Annotated in this window: 18 protein-coding genes; 5 read left to right on the plus strand and 13 right to left on the minus strand. The window is 69.7% G+C overall.

All coding sequences use genetic code 11. The annotated features are described in order from the left end of the window. Positions 1 to 10: 10 nt before the first annotated feature. From ARTHRO9V_RS09050 to ARTHRO9V_RS09070, 5 genes are all read right to left on the minus strand, one after another. Positions 11 to 1,777, minus strand: coding sequence for a penicillin-binding protein 2 (locus ARTHRO9V_RS09050; RefSeq protein WP_233568309.1), 1,767 nt, complete (start codon positions 1,775 to 1,777; stop codon positions 11 to 13). A 74-nt stretch (positions 1,778 to 1,851) separates the two neighbouring features. Then, positions 1,852 to 2,505, minus strand: a complete 654-nt coding sequence (locus tag ARTHRO9V_RS09055) for a hypothetical protein (RefSeq protein WP_056045028.1) — start codon at positions 2,503 to 2,505, stop codon at positions 1,852 to 1,854. Continuing rightward, positions 2,502 to 3,452, minus strand: coding sequence for a 16S rRNA (cytosine(1402)-N(4))-methyltransferase RsmH (rsmH, locus tag ARTHRO9V_RS09060; protein ID WP_123570014.1), 951 nt, complete (start codon positions 3,450 to 3,452; stop codon positions 2,502 to 2,504). Before rsmH ends, ARTHRO9V_RS09055 begins: the two co-directional genes overlap by 4 nt. A 101-nt stretch (positions 3,453 to 3,553) precedes the next feature. Next, positions 3,554 to 3,985, minus strand: coding sequence for a division/cell wall cluster transcriptional repressor MraZ (mraZ, locus tag ARTHRO9V_RS09065; RefSeq protein WP_055973040.1), 432 nt, complete (start codon positions 3,983 to 3,985; stop codon positions 3,554 to 3,556). Positions 3,986 to 4,258: 273 nt separating this feature from the next. Then, on the minus strand, positions 4,259 to 4,657 hold the full coding sequence (locus tag ARTHRO9V_RS09070; protein ID WP_123570752.1) for a DUF3040 domain-containing protein: 399 nt from the start codon (positions 4,655 to 4,657) through the stop codon (positions 4,259 to 4,261). A gap of 110 nt (positions 4,658 to 4,767) precedes the next feature. Between ARTHRO9V_RS09070 and ARTHRO9V_RS09075 the strand changes: the two genes are divergently transcribed. After that, entirely contained in the window at positions 4,768 to 5,889 is a 1,122-nt protein-coding gene (locus ARTHRO9V_RS09075) for a polyprenyl synthetase family protein (protein WP_159826725.1), read from the plus strand. A gap of 56 nt (positions 5,890 to 5,945) precedes the next feature. On the opposite strand, the gene ARTHRO9V_RS09080 is transcribed toward ARTHRO9V_RS09075, so the two are convergent. Continuing rightward, on the minus strand, positions 5,946 to 6,302 hold the full coding sequence (locus ARTHRO9V_RS09080) for an Rv2175c family DNA-binding protein (protein WP_056045021.1): 357 nt from the start codon (positions 6,300 to 6,302) through the stop codon (positions 5,946 to 5,948). A gap of 193 nt (positions 6,303 to 6,495) precedes the next feature. On the opposite strand from ARTHRO9V_RS09080, the gene ARTHRO9V_RS09085 reads away from it, so the two are divergent. Then, a complete protein-coding gene (locus tag ARTHRO9V_RS09085) occupies positions 6,496 to 7,842 on the plus strand; it encodes a LysM peptidoglycan-binding domain-containing protein (protein WP_236556993.1) in 1,347 nt (448 codons plus the stop codon). An 87-nt stretch (positions 7,843 to 7,929) separates the two neighbouring features. After that, entirely contained in the window at positions 7,930 to 9,888 is a 1,959-nt protein-coding gene (pknB, locus tag ARTHRO9V_RS09090) for a Stk1 family PASTA domain-containing Ser/Thr kinase (RefSeq protein WP_159826727.1), read from the plus strand. A 112-nt stretch (positions 9,889 to 10,000) separates the two neighbouring features. Here pknB and ARTHRO9V_RS09095 read toward each other — a convergent pair whose 3' ends face one another. The 3 genes from ARTHRO9V_RS09095 to ARTHRO9V_RS09105 form a co-directional block, all read right to left on the minus strand. Further along, the gene (locus tag ARTHRO9V_RS09095) at positions 10,001 to 11,329 is read right to left on the minus strand and encodes a class II 3-deoxy-7-phosphoheptulonate synthase (RefSeq protein ID WP_056047376.1); all 1,329 of its coding nucleotides are present in this window, start codon (positions 11,327 to 11,329) and stop codon (positions 10,001 to 10,003) included. 95 nt (positions 11,330 to 11,424) lie between these two features. Beyond that, entirely contained in the window at positions 11,425 to 12,114 is a 690-nt protein-coding gene (locus ARTHRO9V_RS09100) for a 1-acyl-sn-glycerol-3-phosphate acyltransferase (RefSeq protein ID WP_056045016.1), read from the minus strand. Between the two features lie 30 nt (positions 12,115 to 12,144). Continuing rightward, positions 12,145 to 13,098, minus strand: coding sequence for an ROK family glucokinase (locus tag ARTHRO9V_RS09105; RefSeq protein ID WP_159826729.1), 954 nt, complete (start codon positions 13,096 to 13,098; stop codon positions 12,145 to 12,147). Between the two features lie 101 nt (positions 13,099 to 13,199). On the opposite strand from ARTHRO9V_RS09105, the gene ARTHRO9V_RS09110 reads away from it, so the two are divergent. Continuing rightward, positions 13,200 to 15,038 (plus strand): long-chain fatty acid--CoA ligase, encoded by a 1,839-nt coding sequence (locus ARTHRO9V_RS09110; RefSeq protein ID WP_159826731.1) that lies wholly within the window; start codon positions 13,200 to 13,202, stop codon positions 15,036 to 15,038. Here ARTHRO9V_RS09110 and def read toward each other — a convergent pair whose 3' ends face one another. Next, on the minus strand, positions 15,039 to 15,536 hold the full coding sequence (def, locus tag ARTHRO9V_RS09115) for a peptide deformylase (RefSeq protein WP_159826733.1): 498 nt from the start codon (positions 15,534 to 15,536) through the stop codon (positions 15,039 to 15,041). A gap of 160 nt (positions 15,537 to 15,696) precedes the next feature. Between def and ARTHRO9V_RS09120 the strand changes: the two genes are divergently transcribed. Further along, the gene (locus ARTHRO9V_RS09120; RefSeq protein ID WP_054146774.1) at positions 15,697 to 16,509 is read left to right on the plus strand and encodes a ParA family protein; all 813 of its coding nucleotides are present in this window, start codon (positions 15,697 to 15,699) and stop codon (positions 16,507 to 16,509) included. Between the two features lie 91 nt (positions 16,510 to 16,600). On the opposite strand, the gene ARTHRO9V_RS09125 is transcribed toward ARTHRO9V_RS09120, so the two are convergent. The 3 genes from ARTHRO9V_RS09125 to ARTHRO9V_RS09135 all read right to left on the minus strand — a co-directional run bounded on the left by ARTHRO9V_RS09125 (position 16,601) and on the right by ARTHRO9V_RS09135 (position 18,493). Then, positions 16,601 to 17,149 carry a MerR family transcriptional regulator gene (locus ARTHRO9V_RS09125; protein ID WP_056047373.1) on the minus strand — a complete coding sequence of 183 codons (549 nt, stop codon included), beginning with the start codon at positions 17,147 to 17,149 and terminating at the stop codon, positions 16,601 to 16,603. 154 nt (positions 17,150 to 17,303) lie between these two features. Beyond that, positions 17,304 to 18,002 (minus strand): MerR family transcriptional regulator, encoded by a 699-nt coding sequence (locus tag ARTHRO9V_RS09130; protein ID WP_159826735.1) that lies wholly within the window; start codon positions 18,000 to 18,002, stop codon positions 17,304 to 17,306. A gap of 2 nt (positions 18,003 to 18,004) precedes the next feature. Then, the gene (locus ARTHRO9V_RS09135; RefSeq protein ID WP_056045006.1) at positions 18,005 to 18,493 is read right to left on the minus strand and encodes an FHA domain-containing protein; all 489 of its coding nucleotides are present in this window, start codon (positions 18,491 to 18,493) and stop codon (positions 18,005 to 18,007) included. Positions 18,494 to 18,695: the final 202 nt, after the last annotated feature.

Consider the following 18,695-nt stretch of genomic DNA (forward strand, 5'->3'; position numbering starts at 1 on the left):
TCCTCTTCTCTCACCAGGTCTCGGGCAGGCTGGGTGCCGGCTCCGTCGACGGAGGGACCCGATACATCTCGAGGACCTGGGACATGATCTTGTTGAAGGTCGGCGCCGCAGCGGCCGACGTCTTGATGGTACTGGGCTTGGTGAAGGTCACGACGACGACGTACTGCGGGTTCTCGGCCGGAGCGATGCCCGCCACCGAGACGATGCGGTCAGAACCGTAGCCGGTTCCGTCGGAGCGCGCGACCTCGGCGGTGCCGGTCTTGGCCGCCACGCGGTAGCCGGGGATCGACAGGACGTCCTTGAGGTCGCCGTCGCTGACGACCTTCTCGAGCATGTTGACGGTCGTGTCGGCGGCCCACGGCGAGACGACGCTCGTGCCCTCGGCGGAGGGCGCGTCGGTGACGGTGCCGTCGGGGGCGGTGCACCCGGCGACGAGGTTGACCGGCAACCGGGTGCCGTGGTTGGCCAGCGTCTGGTAGATGCTCGCGATGTGGATGGCGGTCGTCGAGACGCCCTGTCCGAACATCGTGTTGATGCTCGTCTGCTGGTCCCACTGGGAGGCCGGCCGGATGCCCGTCGTGGGTTCACCGAGGAAGGCCACGCCGGTCGGGTCGTTCAGACCGAACTTCACCATGTAGTCGTGACGTTGCTGGGCCGAGAGCGACTGGCCGAGCAGGGAGATGCCGACGTTCGACGAGTCGCGCAGGATGCCCGTCAGCGTGAGGTTCTCGGTCGGGTGGAAGGTGGCGTCGTGGATCTCGCCGCCCCAGGGGAACGTGCGGGAGTACGGCACCGTCGCCCGCGTCGCGGGATCGGCCTTGCCCGAGTCGAGCAGCATGGCGGCGGTCATCGCCTTGAAGGTCGAACCCGGCTCGTACGAGTAGGTGAAGGCCTTGCTGCCGAGGTCGTCGACGGCGGTGCCGTTGACGTCGTTGGGGTCGACGGCCGGGTAGTCGGCGACCGCGAGCAGCGAGGCGTCGCTCGCCTTCATGACGACGGCCGTGGCCGACTCGGCCCCGATGGCCTCGGCCTGTTCGCCCAGCGCCTGCTGGGTCATGTACTGGAGGTCGCTGTCGACCGTGAGACGCAGCGTGCCCCCGGCGACCGCTTTCTTGGTCGTGACGGTGCTGCCGGGCAACTGGACGCCGTCGGCTCCGCGTTCGTAGGTCTCCGAGCCGTCGGTGCCCGCCAGGCACGCGTCCTGGCTGAGCTCGAGTCCGGCCTGCGGCCCGTCGGTGCCGATGAAGCCCGTGAGGTTGCCTGCCACCGCGCCGTTGGGGTAGGTGCGCGCGGCCTGGCGCTGGAAGTACACCCATGACACGTCCATCTCGCGGACCTCGCGGAACGCGTCGACGTCGACGCCCTTGACCAGGTACGCGAAGTTCGCCTCGGGGTCGGTGGTCAACGCCTTCGTCATGGTCGCGGCGTCACCCCCGGTGATCTCGGCGATGCGTTCGACCACCTGGTCGACCGTCAGCTCGGTGGTCGTGCCGTCGTCGCCCTTGACCTTGGCCGTCGTGGCGAAGGCCGGAGCGGCCGTGATGTTGTACCGGGTGACGCTGCCGGCGAGCACGGTGCCGTCGACGTCGGTGATGTCGCCCCGATCGCCGTAGGTCGTCTGCACGATCTCGCGCTTGTTCTGGGACTGCTCGTTGAGCTCGGCCGCCTGCACGAGCTGGATGTCCGCCAGGCGCACCACGAAGACGCCGACGAGCGCGATGATCAGCGCCATCGCCAGCGTCGCGCGGAGACGGCGGCTTCGGGGAGCTGCTTTCACGAGAGGTTCCTCACCGCGGCCGGGCGCCTGCCCGACCCGCTGTCGTCGTTCGATGTACCGGTCACGGCACGCCGCTAGCGGGTCTGCGGAGCCGCCAGCTCGTTCGCGCCCGACGCTACCGACTCGCCGGCCGATCCCCCGTCCGCCGCGCCTGCGTCGGTCGGAACGGCCACGGCGCCCGCCGTGGTCGGAGCACCGACCGACGAGGCGGAGGAGTCGGTGGTCGCCGTGCCGTCGGCGGCGGTCGCGGGGGCCTTGGTCGTCAGCGGGACGCCCTCGAGCAGGGTGTTGGGGATCAGGTTGCCGGACGTCGCCTCGTCCGCCCCCGCCGCAGGGGCGGGCGAGCCGTGGACCGCGCCCGTGGCCAGATCGAGGTAGACGGGGTTGGAGTTGCGGACCATGCCGAGTTCGTCGGCGTTGGCGGCGAGGTTCTGCGGCGAGGACAGCACGTCGCGCTGCTCGCTGAACTTCTGCTGGTCGCGGACGAGCTCGGTCTTCGCGGCCTGCAGGTCGGAGATCTTGTAGGCGCCGTCGCTCAAGGCGATGCTGATGGCGAGCTGGGCCAGCAGGAGGACGAACAGCGCCGCCGTCGCGATCAGCGCGTAGGCGATCTTCGGACGGGCCCGTCGCTGCGACCGACTCGTGACGATCTCGACCGGGCGCGCCGTCGGGGTCGACGACGGCTGCGGACGGCTCGACGGGGTCGCGATGGCCAGGTTGCTGCTCATGCTTTTCTCCGGATTCGTTCAGCGGCGCGCAGTCTCACGGGCTTGGCTCGGGGGTTGAGGTCGCGTTCGGCGTCGGAAGCCAGCTCGGCCCCTCGGACGAGGAGGCGGAAGTCGGGACGGTGCTCCGGCAACTCCACCGGGAGGCCCTGCGGCGCCGTTGAGGTCGTCCGAGCGGCGAGTTCCCGCTTGACGAAACGGTCTTCGAGGGACTGGTAGGCGAGGACGACGATCCGCCCGTCGACGGCGAGACGGTCGAGGGCGACCGGGACGGCCGCCTCGAGCGAGGCCAGCTCGCCGTTCACCTCGATGCGGAGCGCCTGGAACACGCGCTTGGCAGGGTGACCGGCACGTTGCAGGGCCATGGGCGTCGCCGCGATCAGGAGGTCGACCAACTCACCGCTGCGGGTGAGCGGGGAGTCGGCCCGGTGCTCGACGATCCGCCGGGCGTAGCGCGGAGCCAGCTTCTCTTCGCCGTACTGGTAGAAGATGCGCCTGAGCTCGCTCTCGGGGTACTCGGCGAGGACGCGCTCCGCCGTGACGGGCGAGGTGGGGTCCATGCGCATGTCGAGGGGCGCGTCCTTGGAGTACGAGAAACCGCGCTCGACCCGGTCCAGCTGCAGGGACGACACGCCGAGGTCGAAGAGCACCGCGTCGACGGTGTCGAGATCGAGGTCGTCGAGCGCGTCGGCGATGCCGTCGTACGTCGTGTGCACGAGGCGAGCCCGGTCGCCGAAGGGTGCGAGCCGCTCGCCGGCGAGGGCGAGTGCCTCGGTGTCGCGGTCGAGGCCGACGACGGTGAGCTCAGGGAAGGCCTGCAGCATCGCTTCGCTGTGGCCACCCATGCCGAGGGTGCAGTCGACGACGACGGCGCCGGGACGCGAGACGGCCGGGGCGAGGAGTTCGAGGGTCCGCTCGAGGAGGACGGGGGTGTGGATCTGATCGGCCATGACGACACGGGCTGTGCTCGTCGGCCCTGATCCCCATCCGTCGGGACCTGGCACCGGGGAAGGTGCGCCAGGGCTGACGGCTGAGGGTCGGGGCCCACGGGCTAGAAGAGCCCGGGGATCACCTCCTCGGTGGTGTTGGCGAACTCGGCCTCCTGGGCCTCGTAGTAGGTGTTCCAGGCGTCGGTGGCCCAGATCTCGGCACGGTTTCCCGCGCCGATGACGGTGAGGTCACGGCCGAGGCCGGCGTACTCGCGCAGTGTCGCCGGGATGGTGACCCGGTGCTGCTTGTCGGGGATCTCGTCGCTCGCGCCCGAGAGGAAGAGGCGCATGTAGTCGCGGGCCTGCTTGCTCGTGACGGGTGCCTGACGGATGCGCGAGTGCATGTCTTCGAACTCGCGCTGGCTGAAGACGTAGACGCACCGCTCTTGCCCACGGGTCATGACGAGGCCCGAAGCCAGTTCGTCACGGAATTTCGCGGGGAGGATGATGCGCCCTTTCTCGTCGAGCTTGGGCGAATAGGTGCCGAGGAACATGCGCCCGTCTCCCCTCGCCCCGCACCCCGTCTGTGGCACGTACCTCCACTTTACTCCACAACCCACCACCAGACAATGAAACAGCGGGTCCTCGGTCGCGTGTCCGGCCTTCGATCCGCTCCAGTTCGGGGGGCACACGGGTGGAGGACGGTGGAGGGAAAGGACCACGGGGAGGCGCGTCCTGCGTGTCGCGGGCCTCCCGCAGGGTGGACGGACGCACGAAAAAGGGGCCGGCCCGAAGGCCGACCCCTGAGGTCGTGGTGCTGGTGGCGCCTAGGAGCGCTCGTCGCCGTCCTGGCGGCGGTCCCACCGGTCGTTGAGCCGATCCATCAGGCCCCCCTTGGCGGGATGCGCTGGGCGGGAGGTGGAGGAACGGGGAGCCGACGGCATCGAGGCCGTCGAGGACCCCTTCCGCTTGGGGGGCGCGATGGCGAACAGCACGCCGGCGAGCATGACCACGAACCCCGCCACGCCGATCAAGGGCTGGCGGAAGATGACGCCCGCGACGATCACGGCGATGCCGACGAGCGCCCCGAGGACCCCGACCACGACCAGCGTGTAGTTGGGTCTGGCGCCGCGGGTCCCGACCGTCGCCACGAAGTCGGAGTCGTTGTTGTAGAGACTCCGCTCCATCTCTTCGAGGAGCCGCTGCTCCTGTTCGGAAAGTGGCATCTTGGTGTTCCCTTCGAGCACGGGCTCTCAAGCGCGAGGCGGGAGCCTCGGGATCGACGCGATGAGTAGCTGCGAGTGTATGCCCGACAGCTATCGCTAGGCTAGGCAGCGTGGCTGAGAGTACGCGGTTAGTGGACGTCGTTCAAGAGCGCATCGATCGTTTCCTCGAGCGTCAGCGACCGGCCCTCATGGGCATCGCTCCCGACCTCGATTCCTTCTCCCTCTACTCGGGCGATCTGCTCCGCGGCGGGAAACGCTTCCGGGCTCTCTTCTGCTACTGGGGCTGGCAGTCCGTCGCCGGGCTCGACACCGGGTTCGATCCCCTCGGGGAGCCCCGCGACGAACGCGAGATCGACGCCGTCATGACCGCTTCGGCGGGGCTCGAGTTCTTCCACGCCGCCGCGCTCGTGCACGACGACATCATGGACAACTCGGACACGCGCCGCGGACTCCCGGCGGCGCATCGGCGCTTCGAGTCCCTGCACCGCGAGGGGGCCTGGCTCGGGTCCCCCGAGGCGTTCGGTCGCTCGGGAGCCCTCCTCATGGGAGACCTTCTCCTGGCGTGGAGCGACGAGCTGCTGAGCGAGGCCCTGGACTCCCTCCCGTCCCGTGACGCCGCCCGCGCGGCCCGCCTCGAGCTCAACCGGATGCGGACCGAGGTCACGGTGGGCCAGTACCTCGACATCCTCGAGGAGAACGCCTGGCGGACGGTCGACGAGGTGCAGCTGTTGCCGCGTGCCCAGCGCGTCATCGTCTACAAGTCGGCGAAGTACAGCGTCGAAGCCCCGCTGACCGTCGGCGCGGCCATGGCCGGGGCCGACCAGCCAGCCCTCGAGTCCCTGCGGCACTTCGGGCTGCCCCTCGGCATCGCCTACCAGCTGCGTGACGACCTCCTCGGTGTCTTCGGCGATCCCTCGGTCACGGGAAAGCCCGCGGGCGACGACCTCCGAGAGGGCAAGCGCACCGTCCTCGTGGCGACGGCCCGCCGAGCCCTGCCCCCCGGGGCCGTCCGCCTGCTGGACGAACTCCTCGGTGACCCCGAACTCGACGACGACCAGATCAGCATGCTCCAGGCGACGCTCCGCGACAGCGGTGCCGTCGACGCCGTCGAGCAGACGATCACCGATCAGGTGGAGCGTGCCGTCCACGCACTCGAGAGGTCGGGACTCGCGCCGTCGGCCCGGACGCAGTTGACGCGACTCGCCGAGACCGTCACGCGCCGCGCCTCCTGACGCCCTCTGCGCAAGGGCGGCCGAGGACCGGCAGCCGCCAGAGGCGCGGATCGGGGCTAGAGGAGGCTCTGCGCGATGCGCCGGACCTCGGCTTTGCGTCCGGCCTGGAGGGCGGCGACGGGGCTCGTGCCGAGGGCCTCGTCGTGGGACAGCATCCAGTCGAGGGCCTCGTCGTCGTCGAACCCGTTGTCCGACAGGACCGTCAGGGTGCCCCGCAGGTCGTGCCTCGGCTCCGAGCCGTCGAGGAAGACGGCCGGCACCTTCGTGACGCCGTCCACGCGTGTCCCGACGAGGACGTGCTCCTCGAGGAGGCGCCGGACGCGGCTGACGCCGAGGCCGAGCCGCTCGACGAGGTCGGGCACGGTGAGCCATTCGGTGTCGGCGAACCAGGGGCGTTGAGAGAGATCGGTCACGCCACAACCTTGCCACGGGTTCGTGGCCCTCGCTGCGCCTCCTCGTCTCCCTCACGTGGGTCGAGTCACATGCGCAACATCCGTCACGCTGATTGACTTGGATATCCACGTGTGCCAACTTTGAACGACGTGGCACCGCGGCTCACCGATCACCCAGCGACCGTGTCCCCGCCCCCGAACCGAGGATCAGCCCATGAACGACGTCAGTTCCGCCCGCCCCGACTCCGAGTCCGTGACGACCGAGGACGCCCGGTCGACCAGCGCCTTCGGCCCCCTCGGTGGCGGAGACGAGCGCAAGCCCCTCTCCCGCATGGCCCGGTCGATGCTCAACACCGTCCCGATCGTCCTGGCTGGCTCGATGGCCCTCAGCATGGGCGTCACGGGCCCCGTGTTCGCCCTCGACCAGAACCCGACGAAGAAGCCCGACGCGTCACCGCGTCCCGTGCTGCCTCCTCGACTGTCCGCGCCCGAGCAGAAGACCGCGGCCACGGTCGAGACGGCCGCGACCTCTGCCACGGTCTTCGGCGCGGCCCCCGCCACGTACACCGTCAAGTCGGGCGACACGGTCGCGAGCATCGCCGGCTCGTTCGGCCTGAGCACCGCGTCGGTGCTCGCCCTCAACGGCCTCAGCTGGAAGTCCACCATCTTCCCGGGCCAGACCCTGAGCCTGAGCGCCGCCACGAGCGCCGCAGCCAAGCCGTCCGCCGCGCCCGCCCCGGCCAAGGCGACGGGCGGCCGGTACGTCATCGTCCGTGGGGACACGCTGAGTTCCATCGCGCGTGCGCACGGCGTCACGACCAGCGCGCTCATCCAGGCGAACGGGCTGGGACTGTCGAGCATCATCTACCCGGGGCAGACCCTTACCGTCCCGACGGGCGCCTCCGCCGCCGCCCCGACACCGGCCCCCGCCGGGGGGCCCGCGGTGGGCAGCTACGTCATCCAGCGGGGTGACACCATCGCCTCGATCGCCTCGAAGTCGGGGACGAGCGTCAAGGCCCTCCTCGCCGCGAACGGCCTCTCGTTCACCAGCACCATCTACGCCGGCAAGACCCTCACCCTCCCCGGCGCCTCCGCGCCGACCGCCACGACCGTCGTCGCGTCGACGTCGGCCGCACCCCTGGGCGTCAGCGCAACGTTGACCGCCGAGCAGGCCGCCAACGCCCGGGTCATCATCTCGGTCGGACGCCAGCTCGGGGTCGGAGACCGTGCGATCGTGATCGCCCTGGCCGCGGCCGCCCAGGAGAGCAGCCTGCGCAACCTCGACCACGGCGACCGTGACTCCCTCGGCCTCTTCCAACAGCGTCCGAGCACGGGTTGGGGCACCCCCGCGCAGCTACGCGACCCGGTGCACGCGACCAAGCTCTTCTTCGGTGGCGCGAGCAACCCCAACACCGGCAAGACGCGCGGCCTCCTGGACGTCAAGGGGTGGCAGTCGATGTCCCTGACGAAGGCGGCCCAGGCCGTCCAGTACTCGGCGTTCCCGGATGCCTACGCCAAGTGGGAAGCTCCGGCCACCACCTGGCTCGCGACCCTGCGCTGAACCCCGGACGACCCACCTGCCGGGCGGTTTCCCGCCGTGCGGTGAGTTGGGACACCCGCACGGCCCTCGGTCCGTAAAATCACGAAGGTGAGCGTGAACCAGACTGACCCGATGATCGGCCGTCTCATCGAGGGCCGGTACGAGGTCCGTTCGCGCATCGCCCGAGGTGGCATGGCCACCGTGTACCTGGCCACCGACCTGCGACTCGAACGCCGCGTGGCGATCAAGATCATGCACGGCCACCTGGCCGACGACGCGTCGTTCAAGGAGCGCTTCATCCAGGAGGCGCGCTCGGCCGCCCGCCTGGCCCACCCCAACGTCGTCAACGTCTTCGACCAGGGCCAGGACGACGAGTCGGCGTATCTGGTGATGGAGTACCTGCCCGGCATCACGTTGCGCGAACTCCTGCAGGACCACAAGGTGCTGACGCCCGAGCAGGCGATGGACATCCTCGAAGCCGTCCTCGCCGGTCTCGCCGCCGCCCACCGCGCGGGCATCGTGCACCGCGACCTCAAGCCCGAGAACGTCCTCCTCGCCGACGACGGACGCATCAAGATCGGCGACTTCGGCCTGGCGCGGGCCGCGACGGCCAACACCGCCACGGGTGCCGCGCTGTTGGGGACGATCGCGTACCTCTCCCCCGAGCTCGTGACCCGCGGCATCGCCGACACCCGCAGCGACATCTACGCGCTCGGCATCATGATGTACGAGATGCTCACGGGCGAGCAGCCCTACAAGGGCGACCAGCCCATGCAGATCGCCTACCAGCACGCCAACGACACGGTCCCCACCCCGAGCTCCGCCAACCCCCGCGTGCCGGTCGAGTTGGACGAGCTCGTCCTCTGGGCGACCGCTCGCGACCCCGAACAGCGACCGAGAGACGCCCGGGCCCTGCTCGACCAACTGCTCGACGTGCAACGGGTGCTGGCCGATCCCTCGGGACCACCCGCGAACCGGACGATGGTGCTCCCTGCCGCGGGCGCGACCTCCGTCCTGCCGTCCGGCGGCACGGGCGAGACGCAGATCCTGCCCAAGGCGCGACACCGGACCGGGCCGGTCCAGGCCGCACCCGACGACGCCGCCACGACGCTCGCGGCCGTCGCCGACCGTCGTCGGCGGCGGGGACGGGTGCTCATGGCCGTCGTCGTCGCGGTCGCGCTGCTCGCCGGAGGGACCGGCTGGTGGTTCGGCTCGGGTCCCGGGGCGCAGGCGTCCGTCCCCGACGTGTCAGGACGGGCACCGGACGCGGCGACGGCCGCCCTCACGTCGGCCGGCTTCGTGGTAGCCCCCGATCCCCAGACGGACTTCTCCCCGGTGGTGCCCTCGGGCCAGGTCGCGCGCACGGACCCCGACGCCACGACCCGTGTGCAGAAGGGGTCCACGATCACCCTGGTCGTCTCCCAGGGGCCCCGGCAACTCCCGGTCCCGACCGTCGTCGGCGACACCGAGACCGCGGCCACCGAAGCGCTCTCGGACTTCACGCTGCAGCCGACGTCGAGCCAGTTCGACGAGTCGGCCGCCGGCACCGTCCTCGGGATCAGTGGCGTGGACGACGCGGACACGCCGGTCGATCTCGCCGGAGCAGCCCAGTACGGAGAACGACGACCCGTGACGCTCACCGTCTCGCTCGGCCCCGTCCCGGACGTGGCGGGCCTCTCGGTGGCGGACGCGCAGGGCGCTCTCGCGGGGGCACAGTTGACGGGTGTGGAGAGCGGAACGGAATTCAACGATGCGGTCGCCTCCGGGGAGGTCATCCGATACGAACAGCAGGCCGAGGGGCCGCTCCGACACGGCGACGCGGTCAACCTCGTCGTGTCGAAGGGCCCGCCGCCCATCACCATCCCGGACGTCCGAGGCAAGACCATCGACGCGGCCACGTCCCAGTTGCAGGGTCTCGGCTTCCGGGTGAGCTACCCGACCTGCACGGCCTTCACGTGTGCGTTCTACGACTGGGAGGCCCGCCTGCCGGTCACCGAGACGAACCCCGTCGCCGGCCTGACCGCGACCAAGGGTGCGACGATCACGCTCACGTACCGGGTGGAATGAGTCCCGGCCTCCCCTGAGGCCGAGGGCACCGACGAGCTCTGAGGTCGAGGGCACCGACAGGGCGACGGCCCCGGGACCGAGGGTCCCGGGGCCGTCGCCGTGTCGACCGGGCTCAGTCGGCCGCGAGTTCCTCGGCCACCAGGAAGGCCAGTTCGAGCGACTGCATGTGGTTGAGGCGGGGGTCGCAGAGCGACTCGTAGCGGGTGGCGAGCGTCGCCTCGTCGATGTGCTCGGAACCACCCAGGCACTCGGTGACGTCGTCGCCGGTCAGCTCGATGTGGATTCCGCCCGGGTGGGTGCCCGCGGCACGGTGTGCCTCGAAGAACCCCTTGACCTCGTCCATGATCTCTTCGAAGCGCCGGGTCTTGTAGCCCGTGGGCGTCGTCAGACCGTTGCCGTGCATCGGATCGCTGACCCACAGGGGCGTCGCGTCGGCCTTCTTGATGGCCTCGAGGAGGGGAGGCAGGGCATCCCGGATGGTGCCTGCCCCCATGCGGGTGATGAAGGTCAGGCGCCCGGGCTCACGCTCGGGATCGAGCTTGTCGATGAGGCGCAACATGTCGTCGGCCGTCGTCGTCGGGCCGAGCTTGACGCCGATCGGGTTGCGCACCCGGGAGAGGAAGTCGACGTGGGCACCGTCGAGGTCGCGGGTCCGCTCGCCGATCCACACGAAGTGCGACGACAGCACGTACGGCGTACCCGTGCGCGAGTCGATGCGGGTCAGGGGGCGCTCGTAGTCCATGAGCAAGCCCTCGTGGCTCGTGTAGAACTCGACGCGCTTGAGTTCGTCGAAGTCGGCCCCCGCCGCCTCCATGAACCGGATCGCCTTGTCGATCTCGCGGGCGAGGTGCTCGTACTCGGCGTTGGCCGGGTTGCGGGCGAAGCCTTGGTTCCAGCTGTGCACCTGGCGGAGGTCGGCGAACCCGCCTTGCGTGAAGGCCCGGATCAGATTGATGGTCGAGGCGGAGGTGTGGTAGCCCTTCACGAGCCGCGAGGCATCCGCACGTCGGGACTCGGGGGTGAAGTCGTAGCCGTTCACGATGTCACCGCGGTAGGCCGGCAGGGTGACGCCGTCCCGGGTCTCGGTGTCGCTCGAGCGCGGCTTGGCGAACTGGCCGGCCATGCGGCCCATCTTGATCACCGGGACGGACGCGCCGTACGTGAGGACGACGGCCATCTGCAGGATGGTCTTGACGCGGTCGCGGATCTGGTCCGCGGTCGCTCCCGCGAAGGTCTCGGCGCAGTCACCACCCTGCAGCAGGAACGCCTCGCCCCGGGCGGCCGACGCCAGCCTGGTGCGCAACGTGTCGACCTCGCCGGCGAAGACGAGCGGAGGCAGGGTGGACAGCTCGGCCGAGGCGGCCTCGACGGCTGCACCGTCGTGCCAGGTGGGCTGCTGCTTGATGGGGAGCGTGCGCCAATGGTCGAGACCGTCGATCACGTCGGGATCGGTGACGACGAACGGTTCGGTGAGCTGGGCCACGGTCTTCCTTGCCACTTGACGGTCTCGAGGCCGAACGACCTCGACAGGCGAGCCTACCGTGAAAGGGTCGGGCGCTTCTCTTTGACGCTGGTCGCGTAGACGTCGCTGTACTGCTGGCCACTGAGGGCGTTGAGCTCGTACATGATCTCGTCGGTGATGGACCGCAGGATGAAGCGATCGCCTTCCATGCCCTCGAAGCGGCTGAAGTCGAGGGGTTCACCGAACACGATCCCGACTCGGTGCAGGCGAGGGATCTTGGTACCGGTCTTCATCACCTTCTCGGTTCCGATCATGGCGACGGGGATCACGGGCACGTGACCCTCGAGGATCATGCGCGCCACGCCCGTCCGACCGCGGTACAGCTTGCCGTCGGGGCTGCGGGTGCCCTCGGGGTAGATGCCGAGTTGCTCGCCGCGACGGAGGACGGACAGGCCCGTCGCCAGCGACGCTTCGGAGGCCTTGCCCCCGGATCGGTCGATGGAGAGCTGACCCGTGGCCGTGAAGAACAGACGGATGGCCCACCCCTTGATGCCCTTGCCGGTGAAGTAGTCGCTCTTGGCGAGGAAGGAGATGCGCCGATCGAGGGCGAGCGGCAGGAAGATCGAGTCGACGAACGAGAGGTGGTTGCTCGCGAAGATGACGGCTCCCGAGGCCGGGACGTGCTCACGACCGCTGACCCATGGTCGGAAGATCGACAGGACGAGCGGACTCGCGACCATCGTCTTCAGGAACCAGTAGAGCATCGGTGCTCCTCTCGTCGGGGCGTCGGGAGTCTAGCGGTCGCCGGCGTGGAGGCGGGCGAGGTCGGCGGCGCCCACGACCCCCGCGTCGTTCACCAGCTCGGCGATCATGAACTCGGGCTCGGGGTGGTAACCGCGAGCAGGCAGGTGCTCGAGGTAGGCCGCCCGGACGGGTGCCAGCAGCAGTTCGCCCGATTGCGCGACACCGCCGCCGAAGACGAACACCTGCGGATCGAGGATCGCGCTCAGCGACGCGGCGGCTTGTCCGAGCCAGGTCCCGAGGCGACGCAGGGCCTCGACGGCACCGTCGTCACCGGCCTGCAGCAACAAGCTGACGTCGTGACCGGAGAGCTCGCCGCCGTTCGCCGTGCGGACGTCCGCGAGACCGCGGCCGAGGCCGCCCTCGTCGGCCACCTCACCGGCGATGCGCAGCAGTGCGCGCCCCGAGCCGTACTGCTCGATGCACCCACGGGCCCCGCAGCCGCAGGGCAGACCGTCGGGCACGATGCGCATGTGGCCGAGTTCGCCACCCGTGCCGAATCCTCCGCGCAGGAGGCGGTCCTGCGCCACGATGGCACCGCCCACCCCCGTGCCGATGGTGAGCATGATCATGTCGCTGGCGAGACGACCGGCCCCGAACCGGAACTCGGCCCAGCCGGCGGCGTTGGCGTCGTTGTCGATGGTGATGTGCAGGTCGAGACGTTCGGACAGCCGCGCCCGGAGGGGCTCGTTGCGCCACGCGATGTTGGGCGTGTAGTACACGGTCGACTGTGCGGCGTCGATGAAGCCGGGCGCCGCGACACCGGCGGCGGCGACGTCGGGGTGGCGTGCCTGCAAGGAGGTGACCATCTCGACGACCGCGTCTACGATCGCACCCGCGTCGCCCGCGGGCGTCGCCACGCGCTCTTCGTCGACGATCTCGCCGAACTCGGTGACCACCCCGCCCGCGATCTTCGTCCCACCGATGTCGATTCCGATTGCCTGCACGAGGATCGAGTCTATCCTCGACGACCCACCACCTCGGGCACCCGCTCCTGCGAGGCCGCGTTAGGGTGGTCGGACCATCGTTCGGTACCGAAGGAGCTGCCGTGAACGAACACATCGTCCCCCCCGCCGTCCCCGCCGACCCGTCGGCGAACGCCACCGACCTGTTGCTCGCGCGGGCGGCGGCCACGCCCGACGAACCACTCTTCTCCGTGCCGGACGGACGAGGCGGCTGGCGCGACATCACGGCGGCTCGGTTCCTCGAGCAGGTGCGCGCACTCGCGAAGGGCCTGATCGCCGCGGGCGTCGAACCGGGCGACAAGATCGGCCTGATGTGCCGCACGCGCTACGAGTGGACGCTCATCGACTTCGCGACCTGGTTCGCAGGCGCCCTGCTCGTGCCCGTCTACGAGACGTCGTCGCCGGCACAGGTCCACTGGAACCTCAGCGACTCCGAGGCCGTGGCCGTCATCGTCGAGACCGCGGACCACTTCTCGCGGTTCGACGAGGTGCACCCCGAGTTGCCCGCCGTGACACGGGTCTGGCAGGTCGACCTCGGAGACCTCGACAAGCTGGCCGCGTCCGGTGTCGACGTCTCCGACGACGAACTCGAACGCCGCCGGAGCGCGGCCGTCGCCGGGGACGTCGCGACGATCATCTACACGTCGGGCACCACCGGCCGGCCCAAGGGCTGCGTGCTCACCCACGCCAACTTCGTCGAGACGAGCCGGAACGCCGCCGTCGCCATGAGCGACGTCGTGGCGCCCGGCTCCTCCACCCTCTTGTTCGTGACGACCGCGCACGTCTTCGCGCGCTTCATCGCCGTGATGTCGGTCCACGCCGGCGTGAAGGTCGGGCACCAGGCGGACACCAAGCAGTTGCTGCCGTCGCTGGCCTCGTTCAAGCCGAGCTTCCTGCTCGCGGTCCCCCGCGTCTTCGAGAAGGTCTACAACTCGGCGGAGCAGAAAGCCGAGGCCGGGGGCAAGGGCGGCATCTTCCGGCAGGCCGTGGCCGTCGCGATCGCCCACAGTCGCGCGCTCGACGAGGGCACCGTGCCCCTGGGACTCAAGCTCCGCTTCGCACTGTTCGACCGCCTGGTCTACAGCAAGCTCAAGAAGGCCATGGGCGGCAACATCCGCTACGCCGTCTCGGGTTCGGCTCCGCTCGGGACACGACTGGGTCATTTCTTCCGGAGTCTCGACATCCGCATCCTCGAGGGGTACGGACTGACCGAGACCACGGCGCCTGCGGCCGTCAACCTCGTCTCCAAGTTCAAGATCGGAACGGTGGGCCCGGCACTCCCCGGCGTCGGCATCACGATCGCCGCCGACGGAGAAGTGCTCGTCAAGGGCGTCAACGTCTTCGCGGGGTACTGGAAGGCCGACGAGGCCACGGCCGAGGTCCTCGACGACGGCTGGTTCCGCACCGGCGATCTCGGCTCGCTCGACGCCGACGGTTACCTGACGATCACCGGTCGCAAGAAGGAGATCATCGTCACCGCGGGAGGCAAGAACGTCTCCCCTGCCGCCCTCGAGGACCCGATCAGGGCCAATCCCCTGGTCGGCCAGGTCGTCGTCGTGGGCGACCAGCGGCCGTTCGTCGCGGCCCTCGTCACCCTCGACACGGAGATGCTGCCGGTGTGGCTGAACAACGCCGGTGAAGCAGCCGACATGCCGTTGGCCGAGGCCGCCCGGCATCCCAAGGTCCGCGCCGAGGTCCAACGAGCAGTCGACGGTGCGAACGCCGCCGTGTCGCGCGCCGAGTCGATCCGCAAGTTCGAGATCCTGCCGGTCGAGTTCACCGAGGCCGGCGGGCATCTCACGCCCAAGATGAGCGTCAAGCGTGCCGTCGTCCTGAACGACTTCGCCCAGCAGATCGCCGACATCTACACCGCCCACCCCGACACCGAGTCGGTGCGCACGGTCACCGCACGGGGACGGTGATCAGGCGCGCCACCAGTCGGCGGCGCGGATCTCTCGCATGGCCTCGCGCTTCGTCTCGGGTTCGAGGGTGAGCACGTAGAGCGTGCCGTCGAGGTGGTCCGTCTCGTGCTGGAGGGCCTGGGCCATGAGTCCGGTGCCCTCGAGCACGACCTCCTGGCCGTCGAGGTCGACCCCTTCGACACGGGCGTACTCGTAGCGGGGGGTGGGGAACCAGAACCCCGGCACGGAGAGGCACCCCTCGTCGACGAGGGTCCTCTCTCCGGACACCTCGACGACGACGGGGTTGAGGACGTATCCGACCTCACCGTCGACGTTGTAGCTGAAGGCTCGGAGCGACACGCCGATCTGGGCGGCCGCGACCCCGGCTCGTCCCGGCTCGCGAACGGTGTCGAGGAGGTCCTCGACCAGGGACGCGAGCCGAGGATCGCCGACCGTCACGGGGTCGGACGCCGATCGAAGGACGGGATCGCCGAACAGGCGGATGGGTCTCACGCTCACGGCGCGCCTCCTGGGGTGGGTCGGGGTGTGGTGCGGACGACGGGTCGCGACACCGTGACGACGACGGGTGGGCTGGTGCTGTCGCTTCGCAGAAGTCGACGCACGCCGCATCGACGTGGCTGTTGGGTGATTCAACAGTAGTGAAGGTATCGTCTGTGTCGTGCATGTACTCAGCGTCAGCTCTCTCAAAGGGGGCGTCGGCAAGACGACGGTGACGCTCGGACTCACGTCGGCCGCCTTCGCCAAAGGTCTCAGGACCCTCGTCGTCGACCTCGATCCCCAGTCCGACGTCTCGACCGGCCTCGACATCACGGTCTCGGGCCACCTCAACGTCGCGGACGTCCTCGCGTCGCCCAAAGAGAAGACGGTCCGGGCGGCGATCGCCCCCAGCGGGTGGACCAAGGGCCGCCAGGGCAAGGTCGACGTCATGATCGGCAGCCCCTCGGCCATCAACTTCGACGGTCCGCACCCGTCGATCCGAGACATCTGGAAGCTCGAAGAGGCCCTCGCCAACGTCGAGGCCGACTACGACCTCGTCCTGATCGACTGCGCCCCGTCGCTCAACGCCCTCACGCGCACGGCCTGGGCCGCATCCGACCGCGTGACGGTCGTCACCGAACCGGGTCTGTTCAGCGTGGCCGCCGCCGACCGGGCCCTCCGGGCGATCGAGGAGATCCGTCGAGGCCTGTCACCGCGCCTCCAGCCCCTCGGCATCATCGTCAACCGGGCCCGGGTGCAGTCCCTCGAGCACCAGTTCCGCATCAAGGAGCTGCGTGACATGTTCGGCCCCCTCGTCCTGTCACCCCAGCTGCCCGAGCGTACGTCGCTGCAACAGGCACAGGGTGCCGCCAAGCCGCTGCACGCCTGGCCCGGTGAGAGCGCCCAGGAGATGGCCCGCAACTTCGACCAGCTCCTCGAACGCATCATGCGGACGGCCAAGATCGGCGACTACGCCGAGCCTGCCGCCCGCTGACCTCCGGTCCCAGCTGCACACGACGAAGGCCCCGCACGATCTCGTGCGGGGCCTTCGTCGTGCTCGACCGCCACTCGCGGTCGAGGTGTGGTCAGCTGGCTCGGGTGCCGCGTCGCGCCGCGAGCTCGTCGGAGGGATCCGCGGCGGGGGTGCTGTCGATCTCGACGAGACTCGACTCGACCTCGCGGAGGACCTTGCCCACGGCGATGCCGAACACGCCCTGACCGCGGCTGACGAGGTCGATGACCTCGTCGTCCGACGTGCACAGGTAGACGCTCGCACCGTCGCTCATCAGGGTCGTCTGGGCGAGGTCGTTCACCCCGGCCTCACGGAGCTGGTTGACGGCCGTGCGGATCTGCTGGAGCGAGATGCCCGTGTCGAGGAGGCGCTTGACGAGTTTGAGGACGAGGATGTCGCGGAAACCGTAGAGACGTTGCGAACCGGAGCCGGCCGCGCCGCGGATGGTCGGCTCGACGAGTTCGGTGCGGGCCCAGTAGTCGAGCTGGCGGTAGCTGATGCCGGCGGCCTTGGCCGCGACGGTACCGCGGTAGCCGCTGTCCGCGTCGTGTTCGGGCAGGCCGTCGGTGAAGAGCAGACCCAGCTCGTAGCGGGATTCCTCGGAGGAACCTGACTCACTCATGCTGTTGCCTTCCACGTTCTACTTCCGGAGCTCAACGTTCAACATCGGGTTGATGGTTGTACAGGACTCACGGTACCCACAACGGGGAGCTGCCTGGGCGACATTCGCATCGACGGGTCGGCGTGTCGAGGATATTCGCCCGGAGGGCAGACGTCTAGGCGTCGAGTCGCCCGAGAGCCGACCGGACGAGCCCCGACCGGACGACGTCGACCTGCGCCGCGAGCTCACGGGAGAGCTCGGCGACCCGCGCCCGGGAGGCCGCGTCGTGCTTCCGGGCGAGTGGCGCGAGGGCCGTCTCGATGAGGCCGAGTTCGCGGTCGACCGAGGCCCGGACCGTCCGGAGGTGACGAGGCTCGATGCCCGACCTGCCCAGCTCGACCAGGGCCGACAACACCGAGATCGACTCGTCGCCGTAGTGCCCCGCCGACGGGAGGAGAGACGCCGAGACGGCCTCGTCGAGCAGGGCGGGCGTGGCGCCGGTCTCGCGGAGCAACTCGTCGCGACCGAGTCGCCGACCGTGGGTCAGGATCGAGACGGGCGCCGCCCCGGACGGGAGGGACGCAGGCCGGCCCGCGTCGAGGTCGGCGAGGTGTTGCCTGATGACCTTGAGCGGCAGGTAGTGGTCGCGCTGCAGACCGAGGATGAAGCGGAGCCGCTCGACGTCCGCCGGGGAGAACTTGCGGTAGCCGGACGGGGTGCGCACCGGGGTGACCAACTCGCGCTCTTCGAGGAAGCGCAGCTTGCTGTTCGACAGGTCGGGGAACTCGGGCTTGAGCCGTGAGAGGACCTGCCCGATCGTCAGCAGGTCGGACGGCCCGGTCTGCGACGACCGGGCGGCGGCGGTGCGGGGCACGACTACTTGATCGCCAGGTTCGCGAGGTCGACCCGCGATGCGTAGAACGTGAGGCGGAACTTGCCGACCTGGACCTCGGCTCCGTCGGAGAGCCGGGCCTCGTCGATGCGGACGCCGTCGAAGTAGGTACCGTTCAGCGACCCGAGATCGCGCACGCTGAAGGTGCTGCCCTCGCGACGGAACTCGGCGTGCTTGCGGCTGACCGTGACGTCGTCGAGGAAGATGCCGGCCTCGGGGTGACGTCCGGCGACCGTGACGTCCGAGTCGAGGAGGAACCGGGCGCCGATGTTGGGACCACGACGGACCACGAGCAGCGCGGAGCCCGAAGGCAGTGCGGCGACGGCGTCACGCTCGTCGGTGGACACGCCGCTCTCGAGAGCGGCCAGTTGCGCCTGGAACTCTTCGTTGAAGCTGAGGGTCGTGTCGACCTCGCGAGGGGCGCCGGGAGCGCGGTCCTGCTCGCCGGGTGCCGGGTTGGCGGGCTCTGCCATCGTGGACCTCCTTTGGCGTCCCAGCGTATCGGAACTCCGACCCTCGTCGGGAACCGATTTCGGGGACCGACCCGCGCGGATCGCGGTGCACGCGATGGTGAGGCGATCTCGGCTCCGTTCACCGCGCCTCCTCATGGGACTCCCCACCGCCTCACGGTCCGGTCATAGGGATCTCTTGGGGTCACGCCGTTCCATGGACCCC

It is taken from the genome of Frigoribacterium sp. 9N (assembly GCF_902506305.1).
Lineage (GTDB): Bacteria > Actinomycetota > Actinomycetes > Actinomycetales > Microbacteriaceae > Frigoribacterium.

Bases quoted from the DNA above. Each gene is read 5' to 3' on its own strand.
- ARTHRO9V_RS09055 (WP_056045028.1), bottom strand. From the start codon at position 2,505: ATGAGCAGCAACCTGGCCATCGCGACCCCGTCGAGCCGTCCGCAGCCG.
- rsmH (WP_123570014.1), bottom strand. From the start codon at position 3,452: ATGGCCGATCAGATCCACACCCCCGTCCTCCTCGAGCGGACCCTCGAA.
- mraZ (WP_055973040.1), bottom strand. From the start codon at position 3,985: ATGTTCCTCGGCACCTATTCGCCCAAGCTCGACGAGAAAGGGCGCATC.
- ARTHRO9V_RS09070 (WP_123570752.1), bottom strand. From the start codon at position 4,657: ATGCCACTTTCCGAACAGGAGCAGCGGCTCCTCGAAGAGATGGAGCGG.
- ARTHRO9V_RS09085 (WP_236556993.1), top strand. From the start codon at position 6,496: ATGAACGACGTCAGTTCCGCCCGCCCCGACTCCGAGTCCGTGACGACC.
- ARTHRO9V_RS09100 (WP_056045016.1), bottom strand. From the start codon at position 12,114: ATGCTCTACTGGTTCCTGAAGACGATGGTCGCGAGTCCGCTCGTCCTG.
- ARTHRO9V_RS09125 (WP_056047373.1), bottom strand. From the start codon at position 17,149: ATGAGTGAGTCAGGTTCCTCCGAGGAATCCCGCTACGAGCTGGGTCTG.
- ARTHRO9V_RS09135 (WP_056045006.1), bottom strand. From the start codon at position 18,493: ATGGCAGAGCCCGCCAACCCGGCACCCGGCGAGCAGGACCGCGCTCCC.